The organism is Pseudomonas sp. FP198 (assembly GCF_030687895.1).
Taxonomy (GTDB): Bacteria; Pseudomonadota; Gammaproteobacteria; order Pseudomonadales; family Pseudomonadaceae; genus Aquipseudomonas.
In genome coordinates, this window is record NZ_CP117452.1 from 3,046,138 (window position 1) to 3,072,133 (window position 25,996).

The 25,996-nt window shown below is 62.9% G+C and carries 22 protein-coding genes and 2 pseudogenes; 13 read left to right on the top strand and 11 right to left on the bottom strand.

The window, feature by feature from the left end; all coding sequences use genetic code 11:
* The first annotated feature begins 106 nt into the window (after nucleotides 1-106).
* From PSH78_RS13895 to PSH78_RS13920, 6 genes are all read left to right on the top strand, one after another.
* Entirely contained in the window at nucleotides 107-1,405 is a 1,299-nt protein-coding gene (locus PSH78_RS13895; RefSeq protein WP_305494775.1) for an FAD-binding oxidoreductase, read from the top strand.
* Between the two features lie 167 nt (nucleotides 1,406-1,572).
* Entirely contained in the window at nucleotides 1,573-1,938 is a 366-nt protein-coding gene (locus PSH78_RS13900) for a cupin domain-containing protein (protein ID WP_305494777.1), read from the top strand.
* A gap of 51 nt (nucleotides 1,939-1,989) precedes the next feature.
* Nucleotides 1,990-2,646, top strand: coding sequence for a helix-turn-helix transcriptional regulator (locus PSH78_RS13905; RefSeq protein ID WP_305494779.1), 657 nt, complete (start codon nucleotides 1,990-1,992; stop codon nucleotides 2,644-2,646).
* A 140-nt stretch (nucleotides 2,647-2,786) separates the two neighbouring features.
* Nucleotides 2,787-3,608 (top strand): molybdenum cofactor biosynthesis F family protein, encoded by an 822-nt coding sequence (locus PSH78_RS13910; protein WP_305494781.1) that lies wholly within the window; start codon nucleotides 2,787-2,789, stop codon nucleotides 3,606-3,608.
* Nucleotides 3,601-4,401 carry an SDR family NAD(P)-dependent oxidoreductase gene (locus tag PSH78_RS13915; protein ID WP_305494783.1) on the top strand — a complete coding sequence of 267 codons (801 nt, stop codon included), beginning with the start codon at nucleotides 3,601-3,603 and terminating at the stop codon, nucleotides 4,399-4,401. Before PSH78_RS13910 ends, PSH78_RS13915 begins: the two co-directional genes overlap by 8 nt.
* The gene (locus PSH78_RS13920) at nucleotides 4,394-5,161 is read left to right on the top strand and encodes an SDR family oxidoreductase (RefSeq protein ID WP_305494785.1); all 768 of its coding nucleotides are present in this window, start codon (nucleotides 4,394-4,396) and stop codon (nucleotides 5,159-5,161) included. Before PSH78_RS13915 ends, PSH78_RS13920 begins: the two co-directional genes overlap by 8 nt.
* Before the next feature lie 164 nt (nucleotides 5,162-5,325).
* On the opposite strand, the gene feaR is transcribed toward PSH78_RS13920, so the two are convergent.
* The 3 genes from feaR to PSH78_RS13935 form a co-directional block, all read right to left on the bottom strand.
* Nucleotides 5,326-6,288: a transcriptional regulator FeaR gene (gene feaR, locus PSH78_RS13925; protein ID WP_305494786.1), complete on the bottom strand. Its 963-nt coding sequence runs from the start codon at nucleotides 6,286-6,288 to the stop codon at nucleotides 5,326-5,328.
* A gap of 121 nt (nucleotides 6,289-6,409) precedes the next feature.
* The gene (locus tag PSH78_RS13930) at nucleotides 6,410-7,030 is read right to left on the bottom strand and encodes a DUF3156 family protein (protein ID WP_305494788.1); all 621 of its coding nucleotides are present in this window, start codon (nucleotides 7,028-7,030) and stop codon (nucleotides 6,410-6,412) included.
* Nucleotides 6,975-8,474 carry an APC family permease gene (locus PSH78_RS13935; RefSeq protein WP_305494790.1) on the bottom strand — a complete coding sequence of 500 codons (1,500 nt, stop codon included), beginning with the start codon at nucleotides 8,472-8,474 and terminating at the stop codon, nucleotides 6,975-6,977. The genes PSH78_RS13930 and PSH78_RS13935 overlap by 56 nt, the downstream gene beginning before the upstream one ends.
* Nucleotides 8,475-8,766: 292 nt before the next feature.
* On the opposite strand from PSH78_RS13935, the gene PSH78_RS13940 reads away from it, so the two are divergent.
* A complete protein-coding gene (locus tag PSH78_RS13940) occupies nucleotides 8,767-10,095 on the top strand; it encodes an alginate export family protein (RefSeq protein ID WP_305494792.1) in 1,329 nt (442 codons plus the stop codon).
* 15 nt (nucleotides 10,096-10,110) lie between these two features.
* Here PSH78_RS13940 and PSH78_RS26640 read toward each other — a convergent pair.
* Together PSH78_RS26640 and PSH78_RS13945 are read right to left on the bottom strand one after the other, a co-directional pair.
* Nucleotides 10,111-10,422: pseudogene (locus PSH78_RS26640) on the bottom strand (methyl-accepting chemotaxis protein); the annotation flags it as partial.
* Nucleotides 10,408-11,193: pseudogene (locus PSH78_RS13945) on the bottom strand (PAS domain-containing protein); the annotation flags it as partial. The pseudogenes PSH78_RS13945 and PSH78_RS26640, both read right to left, overlap by 15 nt.
* Nucleotides 11,194-11,278: 85 nt before the next feature.
* Here PSH78_RS13945 and PSH78_RS13950 point away from each other — a divergent pair.
* Nucleotides 11,279-12,766 (top strand): aldehyde dehydrogenase family protein, encoded by a 1,488-nt coding sequence (locus tag PSH78_RS13950; RefSeq protein WP_305494795.1) that lies wholly within the window; start codon nucleotides 11,279-11,281, stop codon nucleotides 12,764-12,766.
* A gap of 334 nt (nucleotides 12,767-13,100) precedes the next feature.
* Here the strand turns inward: PSH78_RS13950 and PSH78_RS13955 are convergent, their stop codons facing one another.
* The 5 genes from PSH78_RS13955 to PSH78_RS13975 all read right to left on the bottom strand — a co-directional run bounded on the left by PSH78_RS13955 (nucleotide 13,101) and on the right by PSH78_RS13975 (nucleotide 18,915).
* Nucleotides 13,101-14,558 carry an amidase gene (locus PSH78_RS13955; RefSeq protein ID WP_305494796.1) on the bottom strand — a complete coding sequence of 486 codons (1,458 nt, stop codon included), beginning with the start codon at nucleotides 14,556-14,558 and terminating at the stop codon, nucleotides 13,101-13,103.
* Between the two features lie 17 nt (nucleotides 14,559-14,575).
* Complete coding sequence (locus tag PSH78_RS13960) at nucleotides 14,576-15,829, bottom strand: MFS transporter (RefSeq protein ID WP_305494797.1); 1,254 nt, start codon at nucleotides 15,827-15,829, stop codon at nucleotides 14,576-14,578.
* Between the two features lie 9 nt (nucleotides 15,830-15,838).
* The gene (locus tag PSH78_RS13965; RefSeq protein WP_305494799.1) at nucleotides 15,839-16,771 is read right to left on the bottom strand and encodes a transporter; all 933 of its coding nucleotides are present in this window, start codon (nucleotides 16,769-16,771) and stop codon (nucleotides 15,839-15,841) included.
* Nucleotides 16,772-16,842: 71 nt separating this feature from the next.
* A complete protein-coding gene (locus PSH78_RS13970; RefSeq protein WP_305494800.1) occupies nucleotides 16,843-17,814 on the bottom strand; it encodes a helix-turn-helix domain-containing protein in 972 nt (323 codons plus the stop codon).
* Nucleotides 17,815-17,913: 99 nt separating this feature from the next.
* A complete protein-coding gene (locus PSH78_RS13975) occupies nucleotides 17,914-18,915 on the bottom strand; it encodes an ABC transporter substrate-binding protein (protein ID WP_305494802.1) in 1,002 nt (333 codons plus the stop codon).
* A 208-nt stretch (nucleotides 18,916-19,123) separates the two neighbouring features.
* Here PSH78_RS13975 and PSH78_RS13980 point away from each other — a divergent pair, with 208 nt between their 5' ends.
* Nucleotides 19,124-20,143, top strand: coding sequence for a GlxA family transcriptional regulator (locus PSH78_RS13980; RefSeq protein ID WP_305494803.1), 1,020 nt, complete (start codon nucleotides 19,124-19,126; stop codon nucleotides 20,141-20,143).
* A gap of 19 nt (nucleotides 20,144-20,162) precedes the next feature.
* On the opposite strand, the gene PSH78_RS13985 is transcribed toward PSH78_RS13980, so the two are convergent.
* Entirely contained in the window at nucleotides 20,163-21,104 is a 942-nt protein-coding gene (locus PSH78_RS13985; RefSeq protein WP_305494805.1) for a LysR family transcriptional regulator, read from the bottom strand.
* Between the two features lie 400 nt (nucleotides 21,105-21,504).
* Between PSH78_RS13985 and PSH78_RS13990 the strand changes: the two genes are divergently transcribed.
* The 4 genes from PSH78_RS13990 to PSH78_RS14005 all read left to right on the top strand — a co-directional run bounded on the left by PSH78_RS13990 (nucleotide 21,505) and on the right by PSH78_RS14005 (nucleotide 25,819).
* A complete protein-coding gene (locus PSH78_RS13990; protein ID WP_305494806.1) occupies nucleotides 21,505-22,575 on the top strand; it encodes a sensor histidine kinase in 1,071 nt (356 codons plus the stop codon).
* A gap of 19 nt (nucleotides 22,576-22,594) precedes the next feature.
* Nucleotides 22,595-23,245: a response regulator transcription factor gene (locus tag PSH78_RS13995; RefSeq protein WP_370870915.1), complete on the top strand. Its 651-nt coding sequence runs from the start codon at nucleotides 22,595-22,597 to the stop codon at nucleotides 23,243-23,245.
* A gap of 100 nt (nucleotides 23,246-23,345) precedes the next feature.
* Nucleotides 23,346-23,720: a response regulator transcription factor gene (locus PSH78_RS14000; protein ID WP_305494809.1), complete on the top strand. Its 375-nt coding sequence runs from the start codon at nucleotides 23,346-23,348 to the stop codon at nucleotides 23,718-23,720.
* 896 nt (nucleotides 23,721-24,616) lie between these two features.
* Entirely contained in the window at nucleotides 24,617-25,819 is a 1,203-nt protein-coding gene (locus PSH78_RS14005; RefSeq protein WP_305494810.1) for an NAD(P)/FAD-dependent oxidoreductase, read from the top strand.
* The last annotated feature ends 177 nt before the right edge of the window (nucleotides 25,820-25,996 follow it).

Here is a 25,996-nt window from a genome sequence, read left to right on the forward strand (position 1 = left end):
TGATCAAGACAGCTACCCCCGCCAGGCCCCTTAATAGAGCCATCCCTCGCAGCGCCTGGCTCAGGCCCTGCAAGCGGAGCTTTCCTTCACTTTGTCAGGTTGCGTCATGATCAATATCGAAACGCCCACCTATTACACGGCCACCAAGAAATACAACCTCAGTTTTGCGACCCTGGAACAGGACGTGGAAGCCGACGTTGTGGTCATCGGTGGCGGTTTCTCCGGCATCAACACCGCGTTGGAGCTGGCGGAGAAAGGCATTACCAACATCGTGGTGCTGGAGGCGCGCTACCTGGGCTTCGGCGGCACCGGACGCAACGGCGGCCAGATCATGGCCGGCATTGGTCATGACCTGGAAAAAATCAAGAAGGACGTCGGTGAAGAGGGGCTGCGCCAGGTCTTCGAAATCAGCGACCTGGGCGCCGAAATCATCAAGGACCGCATTGCCAAATACGATATCGATGCGGACTTCTGCCATGGCTATGGCTACATGGGTTTCAACGCTCGCCAGGAAAAGACCCTGCGGGCCTGGGAAAAAGATTTCAAGTCGATCAACAGCAAGCACGAGATCCGCTTTCTCGGCGGCTCCGACGTCCAGCAGATCATTGGGTCCAACGCGTACGGCAGCGCATTACTGCACATGGGCGGTGGGCATGTGCATTCGCTGAACCTGCTGTTGGGCGAAGCCAAGGCGCTCGTCAGCCACGGCGTGCGGATCTTCGAGAACAGCCCGGCGCTTGAGGTCAGTTATGGCGAACGCATCACCGTGCGCACCGGCCGTGGCTCGGTCAGGGCCAGCAAGCTGTTGTGGGCCTGCGACAGCTTCCTGAACAAGCTGGAACCGGAGCTGCATCGCTCGACCATCAACACCTATGCGTTCCAGATGATGACCGAGCCGCTGTCGGATGAGCTGATCCAGCGCATCAGCCCGATTCGCGGCGCCTACAGCGACATCCGGCCGGTGATCGACTACTACCGCGTCACCAACGAGAACCGCTTGCTGTTCGGCGCGGCAACCCCGTTGGTCGAGCATATCCCGCAGGATCTGAAGGCGTGGAACCGGCGCCTGATGCTGAAGACTTTCCCTTACCTGAAGGATGTGAAGATCGACCTGGCCTGGGGCGGCCCCATGGCCTGCAGTCCAAACCTGTTCCCCCAGGTCGGCACCCTGCCCGGCCGCAGCAATGCGTTTTTCGTCCAGGGCTACTCGGGTTTCGGCGTCACGCCGAGCCACATCATCTGCAAGGTGCTGGCCGAAGGCATGAGCGAAGGCTCGGCGCGCTACGACCTGGTCAGCTCGATCAACCGTCCGACCATCATCGGCAAGGACGCGATCCGTCCGCTATTGCTGACCGCCGGCAAGTCCTGGCATCAGTTGTCGGGTTACTGGAATGGTCGTCGTTGAGATGAGCCGCTGAACCCAAACCCTGTGGCGAGGGGATTTATCCCCGCTTGGCTGCGAAGCAGCCATATAAACAGTGCGGATGTCAGTTTTCAGGGCCGCTGCGCGCCCCAACGGGGATAAATCCCCTCGCCACACTTCGTTACTTTTTACTCGTCAGGAAATATCCCATGCCGCTTACCACCCTCGAAAAAAACATCCAACTGTCCGATCTGGACGCCTGGGGCACCGTTGCCGACCTCGGTTCGCAGATTCTCGAAGGCGAAGTCAAAGCCTTCGGCAAGATGACCTTCGGTGCGCCCACCGACCCGGTCAGCAGCGCCTACTTCGGCACCACACAAGGCAAGTTCCGCATGGTCTATCCGTTCGCCGAACAGGCCACCGTGGTCACCGGCGAAGTGGTTCTCACCGACGAAGCCACCGGCCAGAGCACCCGCTACAAGGCCGGCGACAGCTGGTTCGTGACCAAGGGCACGCCCGTCCTGTGGGAAGTGGTCAGCGAAAGTTTCGTGAAACACTACTTCGCGGTAGCCTGACCGATTCCGGCTGCCGGCCCCCGTCGGCAGCCTCCTGGCGGAGTCTGGAAAATGAATGTCATCGCGGTACAAGACATCGCAAGTCATTGCCTGAACGCCTTCACGCAACTCATTCCCGCCAGCCGGGCGGCGTTCTATCGCGTAGACCGGCATTTGCAGGCCTACGATTTCAGCTTGCACGGCATGAGTGGCGAGATGCACCAGGACTATCTCGACCATTACTGCGCGTTCGATCCGCTGCGCCCGCGAAACTGTCTCTCCAGTCCGAGCGTCGTCCCGCTGAGCCTGGCCATGGCCCGCCAACCGGTCCGCGACAATCATTGCTACCAGCGTTTCCTGCAGCGCTATGGCGTGGTGGATGTCGTTGAAGTGTTCGTCCATCGCGCCGGCCAGCCGCAAGCGGCGATTTCAATGCTGCGCACCGCCGAACAAGGCGCGTTCACCGGCCAGCAATTGAGCCAGCTCAGTGCGTTGCAAACGTTGCTGCATCTGGCGGTGGCCCAGTTGCCCAGCGCGGACGACGGCCTCAGCCAGCTGACGCCCAAGGAGCGGCAGATTGCGCTGTTGCTGCGCGAGGGCGCCAGTAACAAACAACTGGCCCGAGCACTCGACATCGGCCTGCCGACGGTCAAGACCCACCTGATCAACCTGTTCCGCAAGACCGGCGTGAGCAATCGTACCGAGCTGGTCAGCAGCCTTTTCCTGTAACACCGGGCCGGTGGCACCGCCCCGTGGCGAGGGAGCTTGCTCCCTCGCCACAAGAGCTTTGCTCAACCCTTTGGTTGATAGGCCGACGCTCTGCCAGGCGCCATGATCCGAGTGGCACATTCAACCACCGGAGCCTTGCAATGAGTACCTCTTCAGACTGGATCACCGTCGGCGCCCTGGCCGATGGCTTTGCCCCCGAAGCCTTCATCCTGCCGAACCTCGCCGACCTCGACGGCAAGACCTTTACCCTGCACTTTGCCAATGGCTGGCAGATCGAACATCGCTTCGAACAGGACGCGCTGAGCTGGGCAGCAGCCGACGGGCATTCCACCGGCACCGCGCCGTATCGAGCCACGTCGGTGCGTCCGGGCCTGTACCTCGTCGACTTCATCAAGCGTGAAGGTGGCCAGACGTGGTCGGTGAGCCTGGTGCTCGATACCGCCAGCGCCGCGTTCACCGCCGTGATCGGGCGCATGCCCGCCGAGGCGCAAACTCGCGAAGGCCTCTACAGCCGCGCATTGGCCGGCAAACCATTGACCTCGGTGGAAGTCGAGTTCCTCCACGGCACGCTGGACCGCCCGTGGCAACCGGGCCTCTGCCCTCACGCACCGACGAGCGAACTGGTGGGGCTGCGCAACCTGTATCGCTACAGCCCGAGTGAAGTCTACGAACACATCTACCTCAACCAGCGGTTTTATTCCTGGCAGTGCCTCAAGGGCGTTGAACAAGGCCTGTGCGACACCGACCGCTGCGACACCTACAAGATTGCCGATCAACTGTACCTGTTCGTCTGGCGGGAGAAGATCATCCCGACCCTGGGTCTGGTGCTGATCGACCTGCAGCAACACCGCAGCGACGGCAAGATTTTCGGTTATGCCGGCGCATCCTTCGACGAGTTCTCGAATTTCCCGGTCAGCTCCTATTGCCAGGTGCTCAACCAGACGGAGTACCCCGATGCCTGAGCCAAGCACCGTTGTAATCACGGGTGCCGGCACCGGCATCGGTGCCGCTTGCGCCCGCCTGTACGCCACCGAGGGCGCCAATCTGGTGCTGATCGGCCGGCGCCGCGAGCCGCTGGAGCAACTGGCAGAGGAAATCGGTGGCCTGGTGCTGGTGGGCGACGCGGCGTGCCCGGCGACGTGGGACGGTTTCGTCGTACAGATACGCGAACGTTTTGGCCGACTTGACGTGCTGCTGGCTTGCGCCGGCGGGCTGGGCCAGGGCAGCGCCACCGACACCAGCCCGTCGGCGTGGGAAGCGGCGCTGCGGAGCAACCTGGACAGTGCCTTTTACAGCGCTCGTGCCTGCCTGCCGCTGCTGATGGAGAGTGCCGGCAATATCGTGCTGGTCGCCTCCATCGCCTCCCTGGCAGCCGGACCGCTGGTCTGCGGCTACACCACCGCCAAACATGCGCTGCTCGGGCTCAATCGCTCGCTGGCGCGGGACTACGGACCACGCGGTGTGCGCGTCAACGCGGTTTGCCCTGGTTGGGTACGCACGCCGATGGCCGATGAAGAGATGCAGGCCTTGATGCAGCTTCACGGTGAGAATCTGCAACAGGCTTATGCGCGGGTCTGCGCCGATGTGCCGTTGGGCAGGCCGGCCAGCGCCGAGGAAATCGCCCGGGTTTGTCATTTCCTGGCCTCGACGGATGCTTCGATCATCACCGGCGCGACGTTGGTGGCCGATGGCGGATCCAGCATCGTCGATGTGCCGACGCTAGCCTTCAGCCGAATGGAGCAAGCAAATGCATGATGATCTGGATTTCTCCGGCAAGACGGTGCTGGTGACCGGCGGCGCGCAAGGCATCGGCCGGGCCATCGTCGAAGGGTTTGCCTGGCGTGGGGCGCGAGTGGTCATTGCCGACCTGGACCTGGCGGGGGCCGAGGCTGTGTCCAGCGACCTGCGCGCCAGCGGTTACCCGGTGGATGCCATGGGGGTCGACCTGGCCGACGCCACGGCCATTACGCGGATGATCGCCGGGCTGGAACAACGCACCGGCAGGCTGGATGTGCTGGTGCACAACGCTGGTTATTTTCCCCTGACGCCCTTCGCCCAAATCACGCCAGCGGTGCTGGAGCGAACGCTGGCGGTGAATCTGTTAGCGTTGTTCTGGCTGACCCAGGCCGCGTTGCCGATGTTCCGTCGCCAGGGTCAGGGCTGCGTGCTGGTGACCTCTTCGGTGACCGGCCCGCGCGTAGCCTACCCGGGCCTCAGCCACTATGCGGCGTCCAAGGCCGGGGTCAACGGCTTCATCCGCAATGCGGCGTTGGAGCTGGCGGCGGAAAATATCCGCGTCAATGGCGTCGAGCCGGGGATGATCGCAACACCGGCCATGGCCAACCTGGGGGACGCCCAAGTCAACCACGACATCGCCCGTCGAGTGCCGCTGGGGCGACTCGGCAAACCGTCGGACATCGCCGGAGCCATGCTGTTCCTGGCCTCGGACCTGGCTGCCTACATCACCGGCCAGACCCTGATCGTCGATGGCGGCTCGACCTTGCCGGAGGTTTGAGTTCCGCGAGCTTGCTCGCGATGGCGGTGGCTCAGCTGGCATCGTTGCTGGACCAACCGCCGCCTTCGCGAGCAGGCTCGCTCCCACACTGTTTTGTGTCGATCACCTGAGCCGGATCAACCCGGTCACCCTGTGGGAGCGAGCCTGCTCGCGAAGGCGGTGGCTCAGGCCACCCCTTGCGCCTGCTGCAACTGGCTGGAGCGGAACGCCTTGGGCGACTGTTCGAATTGTTTCTTGAACGAACGGCTGAAGTGCGCCGAATCGGTGAAGCCCCATTTGTAGGCAATCGAGGTGATCGATTCATCTCGCAGGAACGGATTGGCCAGGTCATCGGCACTGCGCTTGAGGCGGGCGCGCTGGATGTAGCGGCACACGCTGTCATCCTGCTCTTCGAACAAGCGATACAGGTGTCGCACCGAGATGTTCAAGCGGTTGGCCAGGCCGACCGGGCTGAGACCGGGCTGGGTCAGGCATTCATCAATGACTTTCTGTACGTAGCTGCGCAGATGACTGCCTTGCAACCCGACGCTGTCGCCGCACAGGTCGGTTTCCTGCTCCAGCGCCGACCCCAGCAGCGAGACAAAGGCGTTTTGCAGGGCTTCGCCCTCCCCGGCGCTGCTTTCGCCGTCCGGGGTGTCCTTGCAGAGCTGGTCCACCAATACGTGGAGCATTCTCCCGCAAGCCTTGCTTGAAGAAACCTTGCCGAAGGTCTTGCTGTCGCCGCCCAGTCGCCTGGCGACGTCCCGCCGAGATAACGACAACACGGCATGCTCGATCAGGCCGAACGGGCTGATTTCAAGGGACCCCACCGAATCCATCAGCAACAGCTCGCCGGGGGCCAGCTGAATGCTCGTGCCATTTTGGGTGATACGCGAATAACCGCTGCGCTGGCTGACCAGAAAACAGTCCTGGTCATCATCGTGATCCGGTTTGCATAGCTGGCGCCTGATGGAACCGGCGTTGGTGCGCAGGTTGGCGAGCGAGAGGCCGCCGCGCTGAAAGGTCGACACTTCGCCAATGAACAACGCGCGATTGAAGGCCAGCTCCGTCTCGAAATGGCCGCATGTCGCGCGCAGGTCCCGATTCCAGGTGTCCAGCCCGCCTTGCCCAGCCTGTTGCATGCTCATGGCGCTCTCCACAGTGGCTTATTGTTTTTGTGCGGCAATAGTTAACATGTTATCTAAATGCACGCAACAAGTACCTGATCGCCAGAGCAGTAGCAGGAATGATGCCAGGCAAAACGAAAACTCAGAACGCCGAGAGTACCCTCCGCAGCCCGCCCAGCGTTGCGAACAAGGCATCGCGCTGCAACGGGCTCAGCGCGATGTAGCGGCGGAACGAGGGCATCCGGTTGACCACTTCGCTGCCGCCCACATGCTCCAATCGCACAGACCATTGCCGGCCTTGCAGCTCGATGTCCAGGCGCTTGAAGTCCAGCGGCATCAGGGCGGCGTAAAGCGCACGATCACCTTCGATGGCCGTCCGCAGCCGGACCGACAGCGCGTCACCTCCCTTCAACTGGCGGCAACGAATGCCGCTGCGCCGAATGGCTCCGCCATGGTGCAATTGCAGGCGCGCGTTGCCCTCTCTCGACGCAGGCACGTGCAACACAAACTCGGTCGTTACCACGTGCATCAGCAACTGCGACTCGGTGCGCTCGACGATCTCCAGTTGCAGGCCGCCATCGTCGGTGACCACCGTCGCCGCCCCCGGCATCGACAGCTCAAACCGCGCCAGCCCGAGGTTGCGTCGCAAATGCTCCAGCGTTACCCCGGGTCGATAACCGGCCGGAGCGCGACGGGCACTGAACAGCTCAGACAGCTTTTGCAGCAGGCTCGATAAACTCGCCGACAGGTTGCCCTGGCTCATGGGAAAACTCCTTGGCCAGCACGTCTTCGACGGTCGCCGGCTTGAATGGATTGACCTTCTGCACCACCAGGGTCCAGAACAGGGCGTAGGCCGCGGTACCGCCAAGCATCACGGCAAAGGGCACATAAATGTCTGCCGGATTCATGCCCGGCGGCGTGATGAACCACATGCCCAGGACGATGCCGACGCTGGACAGGATCTGTGGCAGCGGGAAAAACGGCGAGCGGTAGGCCCGGGGCAGATCGGGACGGCGGATGCGCAGGCTGATCACCGAAATCGTCACCAGCAGATAGGCAAAACTCCAGGCACACACCGCCGCCAGTACCAGGTGCATGATGTTATCGGTGTTACCGCCGAGCCACAGCGCATGCAGGCACGGGATCAGCATTGCCACCAGGATGCACAGCAACGGCGTCTTGAAACGGGGATGCAGGTAGGTGAAGACCTTGGGCAGTGCGCCGTCCACCGCCATGCCATAGAGGATGCGCGGCACCCCGGCCATCAGCGTATTGATGGTCGCGGCGCCGGCAAACAGGAAGCCGATCCCCAGCCACATCGGTCCGATGTCGCCCATGACCTGCTCGGCGAAGCGCGGAATCGCCATGGGCGTGTCCAGCAGGTGCACGCCGCTGGTGGCATCGAGCAGCACGTTTTCCACCTGGCGCTTCATCGCCGCGCCATAAATGAACATGCAGGCCGCGACGCTGAACAGGCCCAGCATCATCGCCCTCGGCATGGTCCTGGCTGACTGGCGCAGGTCCGGCGCCAGTGGCGTGACAAATTCGCATCCGACGAACATGAACATTGCCATGCCCACCAGCGACAGCACCGTGACCAGATCAGTCCCGACCACGGACGCGCCGAACCAGCCCTCAAGCTCTACCGCCGGCGCGGCGATCAGCCCCAACACGCCGAACACCATCAGGGTCGTCCACATGCCGAAGGTCAGGATGATTTCGGCGCGGCCAAAAGCGCTGACGCCGAATGCATTGAGTACGCCAAACACCACCACGAAACCCACGCCCAGCAACCAGGAGCCACCGGCCGATTCGACCAGGGTATTGAGGTGTTCGAAATTCACCAGGGCCATGACCCCGGCCAGGATGGTTTCCGCCGTTCCGGCAAAGACATGCACGATCAGGTACGCCGACAAAGTGCCGGTAATCGCGAAGAAGCGCCCCATGCCGCAGTTGATGTAGTCGTAGACCGAGCCGGTGGTCGGCAATATCGATGCGGCTTCGGCGAACGTCGTTGCCTGGGCCAGCATCATCACCACCGCGATCAGCATCGCCATGGCGAAGGCGCTGCCACCGATGCCGAACCCCATGGTGGCGGTCAGGATGACCGGGCTGGCCATGATCAGGCCAATGGTGCTGGCCAACGCAGTGGGAAAACCCACCGTACCCCGGTTCAGATGCTCGGTGAGCCTGTCATTGATCGACATGGTGCGGATCCTCGAAAAACGGATTTTTAGTATGGGTGCTACCGCCGTCCGGGCACTGGCGTTCAAGCCTTCCCCAGCCAGTCCCTGATTAAAACGGCGTTGCGTGCAGGATCACTGTGCGCCGCCCTCGCCCCGAGCGTCTTGCCCCTGCCTGCCGCCGGTCTTGTAGCTGCCTGCCACTGCCACAGCCCTGGCGGCCAGGATCAATACCTTGGCAGGCTGGTAAAAGACTTCGCGGCCCAGGCTCTCCCTAATGCGCGCTCCGCTGTCCTATCGCACTGGGGAAAACACCATGGAGCACACTCGTCAATCACGCCTGCCACGCCAGGCCATCGGCCTGGGTATCGCCTTGCTGGCGGCAGGCTCATCGGCCCAGGCCTTCGAGCTTTATGCCGACGATGACACCACCGTCACCGGCAACTTTCTCGCGGTCTACGGCCTGTTCAACAGCCGCAAGAACTATGACGGCAGCGCCGGCGGTTCGAGCTGGCGCGAAGGGTTCATCAAGTATGGCCTGAGTATCGAGCAGACACTCGACGGCCGCGGAAGCCTCTACGGGACCGCCAACCTGGTCAGCTCCGGCACCTGGGGCGATGGCGATGCGGCGGGCCTGAGCGACGGTTCCGAACGCACCACGAAATTCGACGAGGCCTTCGCCGGCTGGCGCTCCGGCGATCTGCTCCCGCTGCTGGGCAAGGATGGCGTCGACCTGTCCTTCGGTCGCCAGGTGATTACCCTCGGCGACGGTTTCATCATCAACGACGACGGCCTGAACGTCGGCAAGGGCGTGGCCGATGGCGAACTCAATCGCGGCGGCGCCTATTACCTTGCAGCCCGGCACGCCTTCGACAAGACCGCCGTGCTGCGCCTGGGCGGCAAGGACGGCGTGCATGGGAGCCTGTTGTGGTTCAAGTCCGACAATCGCGCCCAGGCCAACACCGAGATGGCCGCCGGCACCCTGGAATACACCGCCGCACCCGGCACCCTCGGCCTGACTTACATCCATGGCATCGACGTGGATGAGCACTACGCCAGTGACTTCCAGAAACAACGCGACGGCATGGACATCTACAGCCTGCGCGGCGCGGGCGATGCCGGTATCGAAAACGCGCATTTCTCCTTCGAATATGCCTGGCAAGACAAGGACGCCGGTCCTCAGAAAGCCTGGTACACCGAAGCCGGTTATACCTTCGCCGAGCTGCCCTGGAGCCCCGACCTGACCTATCGCTACAGCCGTTATTCAAAAAACTGGGACTCGATGTTCACCGGCACGAACCGAGGTTATGGCACCTGGTTCCAAGGCGAAGTGGCGGGCAACTACGCCGGCCCGTTCAACAGCAACACGGCCATCCAGCACGTCGGCCTCAAGCTCAAGCCAACCGAGACCGTGACGATCGGCGCATTGTTTTTCGACTACAAGACCCTGCACACCGCTCAAGCGCTGAACCTCGACGGTCGTGAGCTGGACCTGTACGTCGAATGGGCAGCCAACGAGCACCTGATCATCACGCCGCTGCTGGGCCTGTACAAGCCAGAGAAAGACGCCAGCAACGGAGGCAATCAGGTGGGCGGCAACGGCACCAATGTCTACAGCCAGTTGGTGGTGGCGGTTCCGTTCTGAGCCTCAGCCCTTGTGCTGGTGCAACATGGTCTGGATCTGGTGCGTGGCCTGGCGGGTACTTTCCGCCAGCTTGCGCACCTCGTCGGCCACCACCGAAAAGCCGCGCCCGACCTCGCCCGCCCTGGCCGCTTCAATTGCCGCGTTCAACGCCAGCAGGTTGGTCTGGTCGGCAATGCCCTTGATCACGCCCACCACCGTGGCGATCTGCGCGTAAGTGACCTGGTTCTGCTCCAGCATGCGCTGATGGGTAGACTGGGCCGAACGCTCATCACTGATGTCCCGCACCGCGCCCAGCACCCGGACCAGCCGCCCCTGCCCGTCGCGCACGGCGCGGCCGCGCTCGCGGCACCAGATGTAATCGCGACTCTTGTGTCGCATCCGATATTCGAAAACGTATTCGCCACAGCCCTGGCTGCCAAGAATCTCCCGGTCGAAGATCGCCATGATCTTTGGCAGGTCATCGGGATGGGTGATGCCGACCTGGGCGTCCCAGCCGTCCGGCAACTCGTCCGGCCCGTACCCCAGCAATGAGCGGAACTGACTGGAAAAGCGCATGCCGCTCGCCGGGTGCTGCAAATCGCCGTTGACCACGGTGATGTCCCAGCAGCCTTCGGTCAGGGTCGATTGCAGCAGCTCCCAGATCTGCGCCTCCTGAAAGTGCTGTCGGGATTCCCGCTCAAGCTGCTCGAGCCGGGCCTGAAGCCCTTGCTCACGTTCTCCTGCCTGATCCAGTTGTTGGCGAGCCAACGCATACGCCTGTTCGACGTGCTGGTGTCTTGATGCCTGCTCGTTCACTTCGCTCTCGGCCTGGCGTAAACGTTCAGCCGCATCCGCTGTTTGCCGGGCGTGTTGTTCAAGACTGGCCCGCAGTTGCGGATAGGCCACGAGCGCAGGCGCGTCAGCGGTTTCGCCAGCCAGTATCCGCCGCACCTGTTCGATCAACGCCAATTTCTGCTTGCCGGTCTGGAGAAACATTTTCTGCCCCTGTGCGATTGATTCGAAGCACTGATCTGACCGCAAACGGGCGGTGCAGGCTTGCATCTGGCTGCATAGGTTTTGCTTGTGCCTGCCAACTGCGGAAATGGCAGCCACAGACATGCGACGCGGCAGCCACGGTCAAGCCCGCCCGGCCTTCCAAGGGTTAGTCTCGGGGCTTTCCCTTGCCTGCGAACAGGAACTTCCCATGAGCGATATTGCCCTGCTGCCCGAGGTCCAAGCCTTCCTTGGGCGACACCACGCGCTGTTCATCAACGGTGCTTATGTCGAAAGCCAGAGCCGACAGACCCTGGACGTGATCAACCCGGCCACGGGCCAGGTCATCGCCCAGGTCAGCGACGCCGGTCCTGGCGATATCGATGCGGCGGTCGAGTCGTCCCGGCGCGGTTTCAAGCAATGGTCCCAGGCTGCTCCAGCGGTCCGTGGGCATGTATTGCTGAAACTGGCGGACCTGATGGAGCAACACCGCGAGGAGCTGGCACAGATCGAAACCTGCCAATCCGGCAAGATCATCCATATCTCTCGCGCCTTCGAAGTCGACCAGGCTGCGCACTTCTTGCGTTACTACGCGGGCTGGGCGACCAAGATCAGCGGCCAGACCATTACCCCGTCGCTACCCTCCTTCGCTGGCGAACGCTACACGGCGTTCACCCTGCGCGAACCGGTGGGCGTGGTGGTCGGCATCGTGCCGTGGAATTTTTCGACGATGATCGCCATCTGGAAACTCGCCTCGGCGTTGGTGACCGGTTGCAGCATTATCATCAAGCCCAGCGAGTTCACACCGCTGACTGTCCTGCGCATCGCTGAACTGGCCATGGAAGCCGGTCTGCCGGCGGGCGCGTTGAACGTGGTGACGGGTAGCGGTCTGGTGGGCAAGGGCTTGATCGAGCATCCAGGCACCAACAAGGTGTCGTTCACCGGCTCGGTGCCTACCGGCATCGCCGTGGGCCAAGCGGCGATGGGCGCCGGACTGACCCGGGCGACACTGGAACTGGGTGGCAAAAATGCCGCTGGATTCCTTGCCGATGTGGATCCCGAAGTGGCGGTCAATGGCATCATCGAGGCGGGTTTCCTGCACTCCGGGCAGATTTGCGCGGCGGCCGAGCGATTCTTTGTCCACCGCTCGCAGATCGAACCGATCATGAGCAAGCTCGCCGAACGCCTGAGTCAGCTCAGCATCGGCTCGCCGCTGGATGAAGCCACGCAATTCGGTCCGGTGACCAACCGTCAGCATCAGCAGAAACTCGGCGAGTATTTCGCCAGGGCGCGGGCACAGAACAATACGATTATTCACGGCGGCAAGCTGATCGACAGGCCTGGCTGCTACGTCGAGCCGACCATCATCCTTGCCAATCACCGAGATGATGCGCTGCTCAATGAAGAAACCTTCGGCCCGATCGCTACCTTCCTGCCCTACGACACCGAGGAGGAACTACTCGACCTGATGAACGACTCGCCCTACGGGCTGAGCGCCAGCCTTTGGACCAACGACCTGGGCAAGGCCCTGCGCATGGTGCCCGCCATTGAAGCCGGCACCGTCTGGGTGAACATGCACACCCTGCTCGACCCCGCCGTGCCATTCGGCGGGAGCAAGTCTTCGGGTATCGGCAGGGAATTCGGCAGCGCGTTCATTGATGACTACACCGAGCTGAAGTCGGTGATGATTCGGTATTGAGCTCCGGTTGCCTTGATTCCCCCATGCTCGCTGCGCACAAAGCCCCTGTGGGAGCGAGCTTGCTCGCGATAGCGGACTGTCAGTCAACAAATGATGTCGAACCTGACGACGCCATCGCGAGCAAGCTCGCTCCCACACAGGTTCCGCTGCGCCGCCACCATCCCGGCCCAACACTCATCACCTGTGGGAGCGAGCCTGCTCGCGAAAGCGGACGTTCAGTCAAAGACGATGTTGAACCTGACGATGCCTTCGCGAGCAGGCTCGCTCCCACACAGGTTCCGCTACGCCGCCACCATCCCGCCCAACACTCCCACATGAGGTGTGGGTGCAGTTTTCATCTGCGGTGAGCATTGACCGGCGGTACACGCCCACGCCACGGCTGGGCGCGTTCCAGTTGGGCGGCCAGGGCCAGCAAGGTGCTTTCTTCGCCGAACCGCCCGGCAAAATGCGCGCCCAGCGGCAGGCCGCTTGCGCTCCAGGACAACGGTACCGACATCGCCGGCTGGCCGCTGGCATTGAACAGCGCGGTGAACGGCGAATAGCTGTGGAATCGTTCGATGAGCTGCTCAAGGCTGATGCAGACGTCTTGCACGTCCAGCTCGCCAATCGGTACCGGTTCGCGGCTCAGGACCGGGCTGAGGATCACGTCGTAATCCTCCATGAACAGCGCCAGCCGGCGGCCGAGGGCATGGATCCACTCCACCGCGCCCGCGTATTGGGCGCCACTGACGTTGCCCTTGTCGCGCAGGATGATCCGGGTGCGCACTTCCAGTTCCTCCGCCTGCACCGCGGCCCCGCGCATCTGCCCAAGCAGGTCGACGTAATGGCGGGTACTCGCACCAATGATGGTGAAGACCTGATCAAGAAACTCCGGCAACACCACCGGCAAGCTCACCGGTTCGACGCGATGGCCCAAGGTTTCACACAATCTGGCGGCCTCGCCGACCGCTTGCAGGCTTTGCGCGGAGGTCCCCCAGGGGCCGAGTTGCTCGACCAGGGCAATGCGCAACGGCTTTGGATCGCGCTGCAGCGCCGTCACGTAAGGCTGCGCCTGGAGCGGCGCGGCATACGGCGCGCCCGGATCAATCCCGGCGGTGGCATCCAGCAACGCAGCGCTGTCGCGCACCGACAGGGTGATGGCATGGGGCGTGCCCATCCCCGCCCAGCCTTCGCCGATCATCGGCCCCGACGGCAGCAATCCGCGGCTGGGCTTGAAGCCGAACACCCCGCAGCACGATGCCGGCACCCGCAACGAACCGCCGCCATCGTTGCCGTGGGCGAACGGCACGACCCGGGCCGCCACCAATGCAGCCGCGCCGCCGCTGGAGCCGCCGGCGCTGCGCTCGGTATTCCACGGGTTGCGCGTGGCGCCGAAGCGCGCCGATTCGGTGGAGTAAGACGTGCCGAACTCAGGCGACGTGCTGGTTCCCAACACCTGGCATCCGGCATGTCTCAGGCGTGTCACCACTTCCGATTCAAAATCCGCGCGGCAGGCGCCCAGCGAACGGGAGCCGTTGGTCATCGCCGCGCCCTGGACCGGCGAAAACAGATCCTTGATCAAGGTTGGAACGCCGGCAAACAGGCCCTGCCCGGCCTGAGGCGTACGCGCCGCCTCCCGGGCCGAATCGTAGAGCCGTTCCGCCACGGCGTTAAGCTGCGGTTCGACCCGCTCCAGGCGCTCGATAGCCGTCTCCAGCAGCTCGCCGGGCTGGACCTCACCGCGTCTGACCCACTCGGCCAGGGCGGTCCCGTCTTCGCTGTCCATCAACTGGTGGATGTCTTGCAGACTCATGGTTTCAGATTCCTTGTTCATGACGATTGACGAGATCCGGCGACGTCCGCCTGTCGATGGCCGCGCGTGCGTAAACCGACCGCCACCCAGAGCAGTGCTGCCGCGAGACTGGCGAAGGCCAGCCATTGGATGGACTGGCGAAGGTCACCGGCAAAGGCACCGACGAATGCCACCACCAACGGACTGATGAACTGGCCGATATAGAGAAACGAGGTGAACCCGCCCAGGCCTCGGCCACGGGTGGTGGCGGTGAGCGCATTCATCACCGGCGCCATCACGTTGGGCACCAGCAGCCCGGCGCCCAACCCCTGGACGAACACTGCCAGCAGCACCGCGTTGTAGCTGTGCGCGCGCACCAGCAGGCACAGCCCGAGGCCCATCAGGGCGAGCAACAGCGCGTTGCAACCGGCAATGCCCAGGCGCCGGCGCAGCAACGGCCACGTCAACGAGCCAACGAGTGTCGCCAACAGGCTCAACCCCGCCGCCAGGCCGATCAGGGTGCTGGAGGTCACGCCCAGGCCGACCAACAGCGTGGGGGCCTGGATCGGCATGACGAAGGTCAGGACCATGCCGCTCACGATCATCAGGTAGCCCACCACCAGCTGCAGCACCGCGACTTTGCCCGGCGCCGGTTCATCGGGGCGCGCGTCGACCGTCCGCAGCTTGGCCACCGGCGGCTCCCAGAGGATTTTCATCATGGCCGGCACCAGCAACAACGGCAGCAGGTACAGCAGGAACGGCGAGCGCCACGAATGTTCCCCGAGGGCCCCGCCGACGACGAAGAACAGCGCTCCCACCAGGCCGATGGTCACCACTTGCCGGTTGACGTAGCGCAAGCGTTCCTCGCCGTGCCAATAGTCGGCAATCAAGGTCGCGCAACAGGTCATGACCGCCGCCTCGGCACAGCCAAACAGCAAGCGCGCGCCGACAATCGCCGGCAGGTTGTCGAGCAGCGCCGGCAACGCGCCGAGCACCGCATAGAGCAAGGTGGCGATGACCAGCAAGGCCTTGCGTCCGACCCGGTCGGCCAACCAGCCGGCCAGGGGCGCGCAAAGCGCAATCGCCAGGGCCGGCCCGGTGATTGCCAATGGCACCAACAAATCGGCGCGAGGCTCGATGGGGCCGAACTCCGCGCCCAGCCGAGGCAGAATCGGCGTGACCATCACCGAGCCCATGATGGTCAGGCTGCTGCCGAGCATCAGCACCAGCCCTTCACGCCGGCCAACGGCCTGACGCGGCGACGCCGTTGAAATGGAATTTGATGAGTTCATGACGGCCCCCTAGAAACTGTGAGAAATGCGCAGGGCCGTGGTGTAGCCCTCGGCGCGGTTTCGCGCGTCGAATTCCTTGTAGACGTGCAGCCAGACCGGCGGCACGCCCGGTTTGAAATAGCCCACCGCCGGCCCCGCCGCGATAACCCGTGCGCGATTGCCCGCCTCAAGCCCTGGAGCGTCGTCGTCGGTGAACTGGCGGTAGTAATAGCCGCCCACACCCAGCGTCCAGGGGCCGATATGCTGGCCAACGGCGAATTCATGGCGATACTCGACGCCGCTTTTGTAATCGGTGGCGGGGTTGCGGGTGTTCACGTCGACTTCGAAGCTGGAGGACACCTCGAAGCCGGTGTCGGAGATATAGGTCGCGTTGAGGATTGGCGAGAACGTCCAGTGATTCAGCCCTGGCGAGATCAGGCGGTCCTCGTCGTAGTCGCCGGTCGGTGCCTGGATCTGGAACTGGGCATTGACGAACAGGTTCGGCGACAGCGTCCATTGCAGGATCACCGGCAGCACCTGGATATCCGCCAGGCGAAACGGATCGGCTTCAAGGTCCAGCGGACCGACCGGCGTCTGCACCCGTACCGAAGCGTCCATCTTGAAGAACGGCACCACCGCGCCATAACCATACTGGGCGCCAAGCACGGTGTAATCGGTCATGTGCAGGTAAGCCACGCCGATGGACAGCACGTCGAGGGAAAGATTGTTGTCGCGGGAATTGCCGTGGCGATCCTTCTGCACGTTGGCCGAATAGAACGCCGTACGCAGCCCGACCGTGCCGAAGGGCGTGGCTGGCGGCATCATGCCGGCGCCGAAATCGTAGACCCCGACCGCGGTGGTCGGCGCGCCACTTTCAGTGGCATTGGCCATGGCGCAGGCGCCGATCAGCCCCACGGTGATCCACGCATTACGTTGCAGGTTTTTCTTTTTGTTCTGATTCATCGAATGCCCCGTCCCAACCATGTGGTGATGGGGTCATCCTAGGGAGCCGGTCCGCCAGCCGTTATCCGTTTTCAGCACAGATGCGTGCGCCGCAGGGTTTGTGAAGGGGTTTCGCCGAACAGGGTCCGATAGTCGCTAGAAAAACGGCTCAGGTGCCAGAAGCCCCAGCGTGCCGCCACCTCCTGCACGCCCCTGGTCTGGTCGCCAGCGCGCAGCTCCCGGCGCACGGCATTGAGGCGCAGCGCCCTTAAATAGGCCACCGGGTTGATGCCCAGGGTTTCCTGGAAGCAGTACTGCAATTTACGCCGGCTGGCGCCGATGTGGTTGCACAGGTCGAGGATCGACAGCGGCTCGTCGACATGGGCCAGGGCATATTCCCGGGCCCGGTCGACCATGCGCTTGCGGGCCGTCGGGGTCAGCGGCGGCGCCTGGTCGGGCGCCACCAGCTCCAAAAGATGCAGCATCACCGTATCGCGCAGGCCGCGGCGGATCGACTCGAAGCCCAACAATGACTCACGCCCATGGCCGCCCCCTTCGAGCTCGTCGAAGAGCGCCGCCAGCTCAGCGGGCAAGGTCGAATCGCCGAGACGGTAACACTTGGGAAGATCGGTAATTCGAAAGGCGCTGCCCTGACGCTCCAGAAGGTGCTCCAGGGCCTGCTCCTTGACGGCGACGCCGAGCAGGTCCAAGTGCTGGGGGGTGCGCAGGTCGGGCAGGTTGCGGCCATGGGCGACCATCAGGCTCGGCTCGACAATCGGGTGCCCGCAGCAGAACACCGGCCCGTCCGCGCGCAGCGGTACGCTGAAAGTAATCGCGCCCTCCCACGCCATGCCGCGCTTGGTCATGGCCTGATTAGAGCGGTCGCGCACCAGTTGCATCCAATCCGCGCGGAACTCGATCAACTCGCCTTCGAAGCGCCCTGGCGTCAGTTGGTCGTAGCTTACCTGCCAACCGCCCATGTTCCGCGCGTGCTCGTCGATGTCGCCGGTGCGGAACCGATTGATCGGCCGCGTCGGCAACCCATCCGCCATGTCGTCGTTCATTCACCCGACCTTCGCTGATTCCAGGGTTATGGATCGAAGATCAGGCAAGTTCCATTCCGTCTCCCGGGTGACTCGCTCGATTGTGCCGAAAACGGCTAGTCAGCTGCCTGCGCCGCCGTGGGCTTCTTCAAAGAAGTAGTCCTTCCAGCTGTCGGCCTTGTTCTTCAATACACCCAGCTCATGCAGTTTGTCGGCGTAGATATAGGTGCGTTGCGGCACCACGGTGAAATCGATTTCCGGGTCGCTGACGATCTTCTCCACCAGGGGCAATGGCAGCTTGGATTGCTCTACCCGGATATACGTCTGGGCGGCGCCAGGTTTGTCGGCCTTGATGATGCTCTGGGCTTCGACCAGCGCGGCGTAGAACGCCTTGTAGGTCTTCGGGTTTTCGTCGTGGAATTTCTCCGTGGTGTAGAGCACGTTGAACGTGGCCGGCCCGCCGAGCACGTCATAGGAGCTGAGGACTTTGTGCACGTTGGGGTTCTGCAACGCCTGGTACTGGAACGGCGGGCTGGAGAAGTGCGAATTGATTTCCGACTTGCCCGCGATCAACGCGGCCGTGGCGTCCGGGTGCGGGAGGCTGACCGAGATGTCGTCGAATTTCTTGTAGTGCTCATCGCCAAACACCTTGGCCGTCTCGATCTGCAACGTGCGCGACTGGAAGCCGACACCCGCCGCCGGGACCGCGATCCGGTCCTTGTCGGTGAAGTCCTTGAGCGTCTTGATCTCAGGGTTGTTGGTCAACAGGTAGTTGGGCATCGAGCCCAGCGAGGCGATGGCCTTGACGTTCTGCTTGCCCCGGGTCCGATCCCAGATCGTCAGCATCGGCGGCACCCCGGCCGACACCACGTCGAGGGCGCCGGTCAGCAACGCTTCGTTCATGGCGGTGGCGCCGGAGATGCTGTTCCAGTCCACCTTGATGTCCAGGCCCTGGGCCTTGCCATGTTTCTCGATGAGCTGCTGGTCACGCACGACATCGAGGATCAGATAACCGATGCCGAATTGCTGGGCGATGCTGATCTTGCCTTCGGCATGGGCCAGCGGCCCGATCAGCAGGCTCGTCGCCAGGGAAAGAAAAAATACGGGACGCTTGAACGCCATGGCCGTGGCCTCTTATGGATAAATTCAGGCGCCGACTTTAAAGCTATAAAAAATAAAATTTAAATACCTGTATCGCATAACGATAGCACCTGAAGATTCAACGCGGCCGACTTGACATTGTCCGGGCGGAGGATTAATCACCCAGGGACACCGAGGCGCAGCCGCTGCCCCTCCGAACCCGCCCTTTCTTGAAACGAGCCGCGCGACCATGAACGAGATGACCTGTGACATCCGCATTGCCGCCGGGTCCGTATCCCAACCGCGCGCGCTGGTGTTCCTCGCCTATCCGCAGATGGGCCTGCTCGACCTGACCGGCGCCCAGACGGTGTTCTGGGCGGCCACCAAAGCCATGACCGAACGTGGCCTGCCCGGCTACCGGATGCACACCGCCAGCCTTGAAGGCGGCCTGATGCAGACCGCCGAAGGGCTGGTCGTGCAAACCTGCGCCTTGGGTGAGTTCGACAACGCCGTCATCGACACGCTGATCGTGCCTGGCGCGCCGAACATCCGTCAGGCGATGATCGACTGTGTCGAGCTGGTGGACTGGCTGCGCGCGGCCTCGACCAAGGCCCGCCGCACCGCTTCGGTGTGCAGCGGGACCTTCCTCATGGCCCAGGCCGGCTTGCTCGATGGCCGCCGCGCCGCCACGCATTGGGCCATGTGCGAAATGCTCAAGAGTGGCTTCCCCTTGATCGAAGTGGACCTCGACGCGATTTTTATCCAGCAGGACAGCGTCTGGACCTCGGCGGGCGTCAGCGCCGGCATCGACATGGCCCTGGCCTTGGTGGAAGCCGATTGCGGTCGCGATGTCGCGCTGCAAGTGGCCCGGGAGCTGGTGGTTTTTCTCAAGCGCCCCGGTGGGCAGGCGCAGTTCAGCCAGTTGCTGCTGGCACAGACCCAGGACAGCGCCGGATTCGATGAACTGCACGCCTGGCTCGCCGAGCACCTGGATGAGGCCGACCTGAGCATCGAACGCCTGGCCCGGCAAGCACGCATGAGCCCGCGCAACTTCGCCCGGGTCTACAAGCGCCAGACCGGACGCACCCCGGCCAAGGCCGTCGAGATGTTCCGGCTCGAAGCGGCCAGACGACTGTTGGAGGACTCCGAGCGCAACATCGATCAGATCGCCCGTTCGTGCGGCTTCGGCGACGAAGAACGGATGCGCTACACCTTCCAACGCCACCTCTCGATTTCGCCACGGGACTATCGCAACCGCTTCTCCCGCTGAGGTGAACCGCGCTGTCGTGTCAGGCTACGCGCCTGGCTTGAGCCTGTGCTTCGGCCTGCTCGCCGATGAACGCACAGCAGCGTGAACGGAGCCAGCGTTCTCCCGGATCGTTATGTGAAGTGCCTCGCCAGACCATCGACAGCTCGCGCTCGGGCAACCGGATGGGCGCCGGTTCCGCGCGCAAGCCGGTCGTTTGGGCCATTGCCCGAGCGACGTAGTCGGGCACGATGGCGATCATCTCGCTGCGCGCCAACAACACCGGCAAGGCGCTGAATTGCGGCACGCTCAGCACCACACGCCGCTGCCGCTCCACCTGGCTCAGGGCCCGATCGGAATCATCGATGACATGCCCCATGGATGAAACCACCGCATGGGGACGGCGGCAGAATTCGTCCAGCGTCAGCTCGCCCGGACGTGCATCGGCGCGCAGCAACATCGGCCGTATCGGACGCAGCGCCTTGCGCCGGGCATTGGCCGGAAGCTCCAGGGTATGGCTGATACCGATGGTAATTTCCCCGCTCGCAAGCAGTTGGCACATCTGCCATTGATCGGCCCGGCGCACCACCCATGTCGCGCCCGGCGCCTCGATACGCAGTCGGTGCAGCAGGTCTGGCAGCAGCGCGTATTCGACGTCATCGGACAGGCCGATGTGGAATGTCGCGTCGCTGGTGGCGGGATCGAACGCCTGGCAGCGGCTCAAGGCAGCCGCGATGCCATCCAGCGCCGGCGACAGGTTGGAAAAGATTTCCTGCGCCCGGAAGGTCGGCTCCATCACCCGGCCCGCGCGGATGAACAAGGGGTCGTCGAACATCAGGCGCAACCGCGCCAGGGCGGCGCTGACGGTCGGTTGGCCAAGAAACAGCTTCTCGCTGACACGGGTGACATTTCGCTCATGCATCATGGTTTCGAAGACAACCAGCAGATTGATGTCAGCACGACGCAGGTCATTTCTGTTCATCATGGTAGCCATTCCAGGCGCAGGGCCAATGAGGCGGGAAAGAAACGTCGTGCCTGGGCCGCTTTGCGCGGCTCGACAGCGACGGCCTGCCTGGAAGGTTATGCCTCGGCCCCTCCGGCGTCTGTCGTACGGGAGGACGCTGCGTTGACGCTTTGGGTCCACCGATTGATACCTGGGTATACGGGACGAGTGCCCGGGTTGGCAGGATTTCAGGGTTTTATGTCCTACCACGAGGCGAGGGGCAGCTTTTAAGATTCAAGACGATGCCCCCGTGTCCACCGCCACCGGGACCGGACCGACAAGACAAAAGAAAGGTTGCAGCGTGCCCACACCCGCCATGATGTTCAAAAGCATCTACGACAGCCTTCGGTATCAGCCGTCCCCAAAGGCGTCGAGCCCTTCAATGGGCATCAGCACTCACCCGCTGGTCAACGCCCTGGGCTGGGCGGTCGGCCTGGTCGTGGCCTGCGGGATTGTCATCATCAATTCCGAAACCCATTCCGACCTGGCGCCGACGCTGCTGTACATCACCTTGCTGCTGATGGCGGCCAACCTGTTTTCAATCAACCTGGTGATCACCGTTGCGCTGATGTGCATGTTCCTGCTGACGGCGATGTTCCTGTACAACGGCGGTTACCACCGCTGGGAATCGACCACCGGGTTCTTCCGTTGCCTGACAGCCCTGTCAGCCATCGCGTTTCTCGCACTGCGCAGCAAGCATGCCTCGGACCGCCTGCGGCATAACCAGGCCTACCTGATCGAAGCCCAGGCCCAGTTGGCCCATGCCACCCGGCTGACCGCCCTGGGCGAGATGGCCGCCTCCATCGCCCATGAAGTGAACCAGCCGTTGACCGCCATCACCAGCAGCGGCGAGGCCTGTCGGCGCTGGCTCGACCGTCCGGTGCCCGACCTCAAGGAGGCCCTAGACTCGCTGGACCGGATCGTCGCCAACGCCTGCCGCGCCAGTGAAGTCATCAATCGGACCCGGGCAATGGCGCGCAAATGCGACCCTCTGCGCCGGCCCGAGCGACTGGACGAAATCGTCAGCGAAGCCCTGGATCTGGTGCGCCATCAGCTGGCTCAGCACCAAGTCAGCCTGAAGGTGGACCTGACGGCGGCAAGCCTGGTCGACGCTGATCGGGTCCAGCTGCAGCAAGTGATCATCAACCTGGTCTCCAACGCTTGCCACGCCATGGAAACGCTACCGGTGCGCGACCGAATCCTTTATGTGCGCAGCTGGACGCACGCGCACGATGTGTTGCTGGCGGTGACCGATCAAGGGGTTGGCATAACGGCCGAGATACTGCCCTCCTTGTTCAACCCGTTTTTCACCACCCGGAAAAATGGCCTGGGCATAGGCCTGTCGATCTGTCGCTCGATCATCGATTTCCATGACGGCAGGATCTGGGCTACCAGCGAGACAGGCCAAGGCACCTCGTTCACATTTTCGTTGCCGTTGTTAGCCAAAGCCTGACCTGTTGCGGACCCCTGCCATGAACCCGAGCCACGCCATGCCCCCTGCCCTTGCCCATGAACCGATTGTCTACGTGGTCGACGACGACGCATCGCTGCGCGAAGCCCTTCGCAGTCTGCTGCGTTCCATTGGCCTGTTGGTCGAACTGTTCGACTCGGTGACGGACTTCATGGGCCATCCACGTCCCGACGCACCCAGTTGCCTGTTGCTCGATGTGCGCCTTCGCGGCACCAGCGGGCTGGACTTCCAGCAGCAGTTGGCGAATGCCGGAATTCATCTGCCGATCGTATTCATGACCGGGTATGGCGACATTGCCATGACCGTGCGGGCCATGAAGGCCGGCGCGGTGGATTTCCTGACCAAACCGTTTCGCGAACAGGACCTGATCGATGCGGTGTCCGCCGCCCATCAGCGCGACCGACTGCGCCGCGAGGCCGAGCGTGGCCAGCAGGCGCTTCAGGACCGTTACGCCACGTTGACCGCCCGGGAGCGCCAGGTGATGGCACTGGCGGCGTCGGGCCTGATGAACAAGCAGATCGCCGGGCAAATAGGCTTGAGCGAGATCACCGTCAAGATCCACCGAGGCCAGGCCATGCGCAAGATGGCTGCGCGTTCGTTTGCCGACCTGGTGCGCATGGCCCAGGCCCTGGAGCCGGGCCGCGATCGTTGAAAGTTCATACCCACGTATACTAGGCGCGGCTTTTGGACAGCGTATCTTGCAGTGATAGGGGCGCTTTAATAGCGACCTGATATTACTGCCAGGTTTCGAAATGTCCGACACTGCAATTATTTCTGTTATCGATGACGATGAATCGGTTCGAGTTGCATTGGATGGTTTGCTGCGCTCTCACGGGTATCGCGTCAGGACTTATGCCAGTGCCGTCGCCTTCCTGTCTTCAGCCGGGTTTGAAAACACCGCGTGCGTGCTGTCGGACATACAGATGCCGGGCATGACGGGCATTCAGTTATGCGATGAGCTCTACGCCCGCGGGATCGACATTCCGCTTGTTTTCATCACGGGCCTGCCTGTTGCGCCCGCGCTGGCCATACCGGGGGGTTGTGGCCCGGTGGCGGTTTTTCCCAAGCCGTTCAGGTGTGGGGAGTTGGTTGCTTGCATCGAGTCGATTCTTGAACGGTCGGTTTAGATTGGTATGGATATCCCGCGATGGCAGTAGGTCAGCCAATGAAGATGTTGGATGGGCTGGCCCCTTCGCGAGCAGGCTCGCTCCCACAGTGGCTCAATGTGGAACATGAAATCTGCGTTTGCCAAAAATCCAATGTGGGAGCGAGCTTGCTCGCGATGGCGGTGGGTCAGTCAATGAAGATGTTGAAGGGGCTGGCCCCTTCGCGAGCAGGCTCGCTCCCACAGTGGCTCAATGTGGAACATGAAATCTGCGTTTGCCGAAAATCCAAAGTGGGAGCGAGCTTGCTCGCGATGGCGGTGGGACAGTTGCATAAATGCCGGCATGTGCCCCGCTCTTGCTCTTGCTCTTGCTCTTGCTCTTGCTCTTGCTCTTGCTCTTGCTCTTGCTCTTGCTCTTGCTCTTGCTCTGCTTTTGATTTTGATCTCGGCGCCCCATTAACCACGATGGCCGAACGCAGGCATTGCGCAGTGGGTAACCCGGCATGGATGCTGGGTTAGCCGCGCTGGGCCATGGATGGCCCTTCGCGGCGGCCCACGGAGCAATGCCGGAGTGAGGGCATGCCGAGCCTAGGCGAGGCACCGAGTGGTGGGGCAAAGCGCTTTTGGTTACTTTTGGCGCTCTTCCAAAAGTGACCCGCTGTAAGAGCGGAACCATAAGCCGCCACGACCGCAGCAACGGATATACACCCCGCCCCTAATACCTGTGTATACCCCCACTGACCCTATGTAGAAGTGTCGAACCCAGAGCCACCCCCTACCATCTCCCGCAGCGAACCGAAACTGAATGCGCCCGATGCCTCCAACCATCAGGCCCCACACCTTCGGGTACCTCGCAACACGGTCACGCTGAAACCTCAAACAATTCAACGTATCGATTTTCGTCTTCGGGAGCTCATCATGAAACAGCACATCTTGATTGTCGGCGCCGGTTTCGGCGGCGTATGGAGCGCACTCAGTGCCGCCCGCCTCCTCGACCAGCATGATCGCAACGACGTACGGATCAGCGTCCTCGCCCCCCAGGCGGAACTGCGTATCCGCCCGCGTTTCTACGAGCCGAACGTCCACACCATGATGGCACCGCTGGGCGCGCTGTTCGATGCGGTCGGCGTGAACTTCGTCCAGGGCGTGGCCGAGAACATCGATGTCAGCCTCAAGCAGATCAGCTACCGCAACGTGGCCGGCAGCCTCGCGACGCTGGGCTACGACCGACTGGTACTGGCAGCGGGCAGCAAGCTGGTTCGCCCCGACTTGCAAGGCATGCTTGAACACGCGTTCGATGTCGATGAGATCGAACAGGCAACACGCCTCGAGGTCCACCTCAATTCGCTCGGGAACCTGCCGGACAGTCCCGCACGCAATACCGTCGTCGTCGCCGGCGGTGGTTTCACCGGTATCGAAACCGCCACCGAAATGCCCGCCCGCCTGCGCGCCGTCCTCGGCAGCGACGCCAATATCCGCGTGATCGTGGTCGACCGCGGGCCGAAAATCGGTGCAGCACTGGGTGAGGGAATCAGCCCTTCGATCATCGAAGCGTCCGAGCACCTGGGCATCGAGTGGATCCTCAATGCCTCGGTCGAATCGGTGGATGCCGGCGGCGTCACCCTCTCGGATGGCCAGCGTATCGAGTCCAGCACCGTCATCTGGACCGTAGGCTTTCGCGCGAGCCCCCTCACCGAACAGGTGCCCGCCACCCGCGACCGCCAGGGCCGTCTGCATGTGAACGGGCATTTGAAGGTGCTCGGGCAGAACGATATCTACGCCAGCGGCGACGTGGCCTATGCCGCCACCGACGACTTGGGCAACTACGCGGTCATGTCCTGCCAGCATGCCATCGCCCTGGGTCGTTATGCGGGCAACAACGTTGCCGCCGACCTGCTCGGCGTCGCGCCGATGACCTACAGCCAGCCCAAGTACGTGACGTGCCTGGACCTGGGCGCCTGGGGCGCGGTGTACACCGAAGGCTGGGACCGCCAGCTCAAATTGGTTGGCGAGGAGGCCAAGGAGCTCAAGACCCAGATCAACTCGGTGTGGATCTACCCGCCCGCCGCCGATCGGGCAACCGCCCTGGCGGCAGCCGATCCGTCGATTCCCGTAGCCTGATTCCTCTCGCCTGATTCACGCGCCCGGCCCGGCCAGTCCATCTTCCGCGCCGGTCTTTCCCAGACGCCTGCCAGGGGTTTTTCGGCGGGCGTTTTTTCTACCCGCGCGGCAAGCCAGCCTGGATATCGCCACTGCCCAGCAAAATCCGTTGCAACGTCCATCGCCCTGCATGAGCGA

Excerpts from the sequence above, each read along its gene's own strand:
- PSH78_RS13905 (WP_305494779.1), top strand. The coding sequence starts at position 1,990 with ATGAATGTCATCGCGGTACAAGACATCGCAAGTCATTGCCTGAACGCC.
- PSH78_RS13915 (WP_305494783.1), top strand. The coding sequence starts at position 3,601 with ATGCCTGAGCCAAGCACCGTTGTAATCACGGGTGCCGGCACCGGCATC.
- PSH78_RS13955 (WP_305494796.1), bottom strand. The coding sequence starts at position 14,558 with ATGAGTCTGCAAGACATCCACCAGTTGATGGACAGCGAAGACGGGACC.
- PSH78_RS13920 (WP_305494785.1), top strand. The coding sequence starts at position 4,394 with ATGCATGATGATCTGGATTTCTCCGGCAAGACGGTGCTGGTGACCGGC.
- PSH78_RS13990 (WP_305494806.1), top strand. The coding sequence starts at position 21,505 with ATGGGCATCAGCACTCACCCGCTGGTCAACGCCCTGGGCTGGGCGGTC.
- PSH78_RS13900 (WP_305494777.1), top strand. The coding sequence starts at position 1,573 with ATGCCGCTTACCACCCTCGAAAAAAACATCCAACTGTCCGATCTGGAC.
- PSH78_RS13985 (WP_305494805.1), bottom strand. The coding sequence starts at position 21,104 with ATGATGAACAGAAATGACCTGCGTCGTGCTGACATCAATCTGCTGGTT.
- PSH78_RS14000 (WP_305494809.1), top strand. The coding sequence starts at position 23,346 with ATGTCCGACACTGCAATTATTTCTGTTATCGATGACGATGAATCGGTT.
- PSH78_RS14005 (WP_305494810.1), top strand. The coding sequence starts at position 24,617 with ATGAAACAGCACATCTTGATTGTCGGCGCCGGTTTCGGCGGCGTATGG.
- PSH78_RS13935 (WP_305494790.1), bottom strand. The coding sequence starts at position 8,474 with ATGTCGATCAATGACAGGCTCACCGAGCATCTGAACCGGGGTACGGTG.
- PSH78_RS13980 (WP_305494803.1), top strand. The coding sequence starts at position 19,124 with ATGAACGAGATGACCTGTGACATCCGCATTGCCGCCGGGTCCGTATCC.
- PSH78_RS13995 (WP_370870915.1), top strand. The coding sequence starts at position 22,595 with ATGAACCCGAGCCACGCCATGCCCCCTGCCCTTGCCCATGAACCGATT.
- PSH78_RS13930 (WP_305494788.1), bottom strand. The coding sequence starts at position 7,030 with ATGAGCCAGGGCAACCTGTCGGCGAGTTTATCGAGCCTGCTGCAAAAG.
- feaR (WP_305494786.1), bottom strand. The coding sequence starts at position 6,288 with ATGAGCATGCAACAGGCTGGGCAAGGCGGGCTGGACACCTGGAATCGG.
- PSH78_RS13970 (WP_305494800.1), bottom strand. The coding sequence starts at position 17,814 with ATGAACGACGACATGGCGGATGGGTTGCCGACGCGGCCGATCAATCGG.
- PSH78_RS13910 (WP_305494781.1), top strand. The coding sequence starts at position 2,787 with ATGAGTACCTCTTCAGACTGGATCACCGTCGGCGCCCTGGCCGATGGC.
- PSH78_RS13960 (WP_305494797.1), bottom strand. The coding sequence starts at position 15,829 with ATGAACTCATCAAATTCCATTTCAACGGCGTCGCCGCGTCAGGCCGTT.
- PSH78_RS13965 (WP_305494799.1), bottom strand. The coding sequence starts at position 16,771 with ATGAATCAGAACAAAAAGAAAAACCTGCAACGTAATGCGTGGATCACC.
- PSH78_RS13950 (WP_305494795.1), top strand. The coding sequence starts at position 11,279 with ATGAGCGATATTGCCCTGCTGCCCGAGGTCCAAGCCTTCCTTGGGCGA.
- PSH78_RS13895 (WP_305494775.1), top strand. The coding sequence starts at position 107 with ATGATCAATATCGAAACGCCCACCTATTACACGGCCACCAAGAAATAC.
- PSH78_RS13975 (WP_305494802.1), bottom strand. The coding sequence starts at position 18,915 with ATGGCGTTCAAGCGTCCCGTATTTTTTCTTTCCCTGGCGACGAGCCTG.
- PSH78_RS13940 (WP_305494792.1), top strand. The coding sequence starts at position 8,767 with ATGGAGCACACTCGTCAATCACGCCTGCCACGCCAGGCCATCGGCCTG.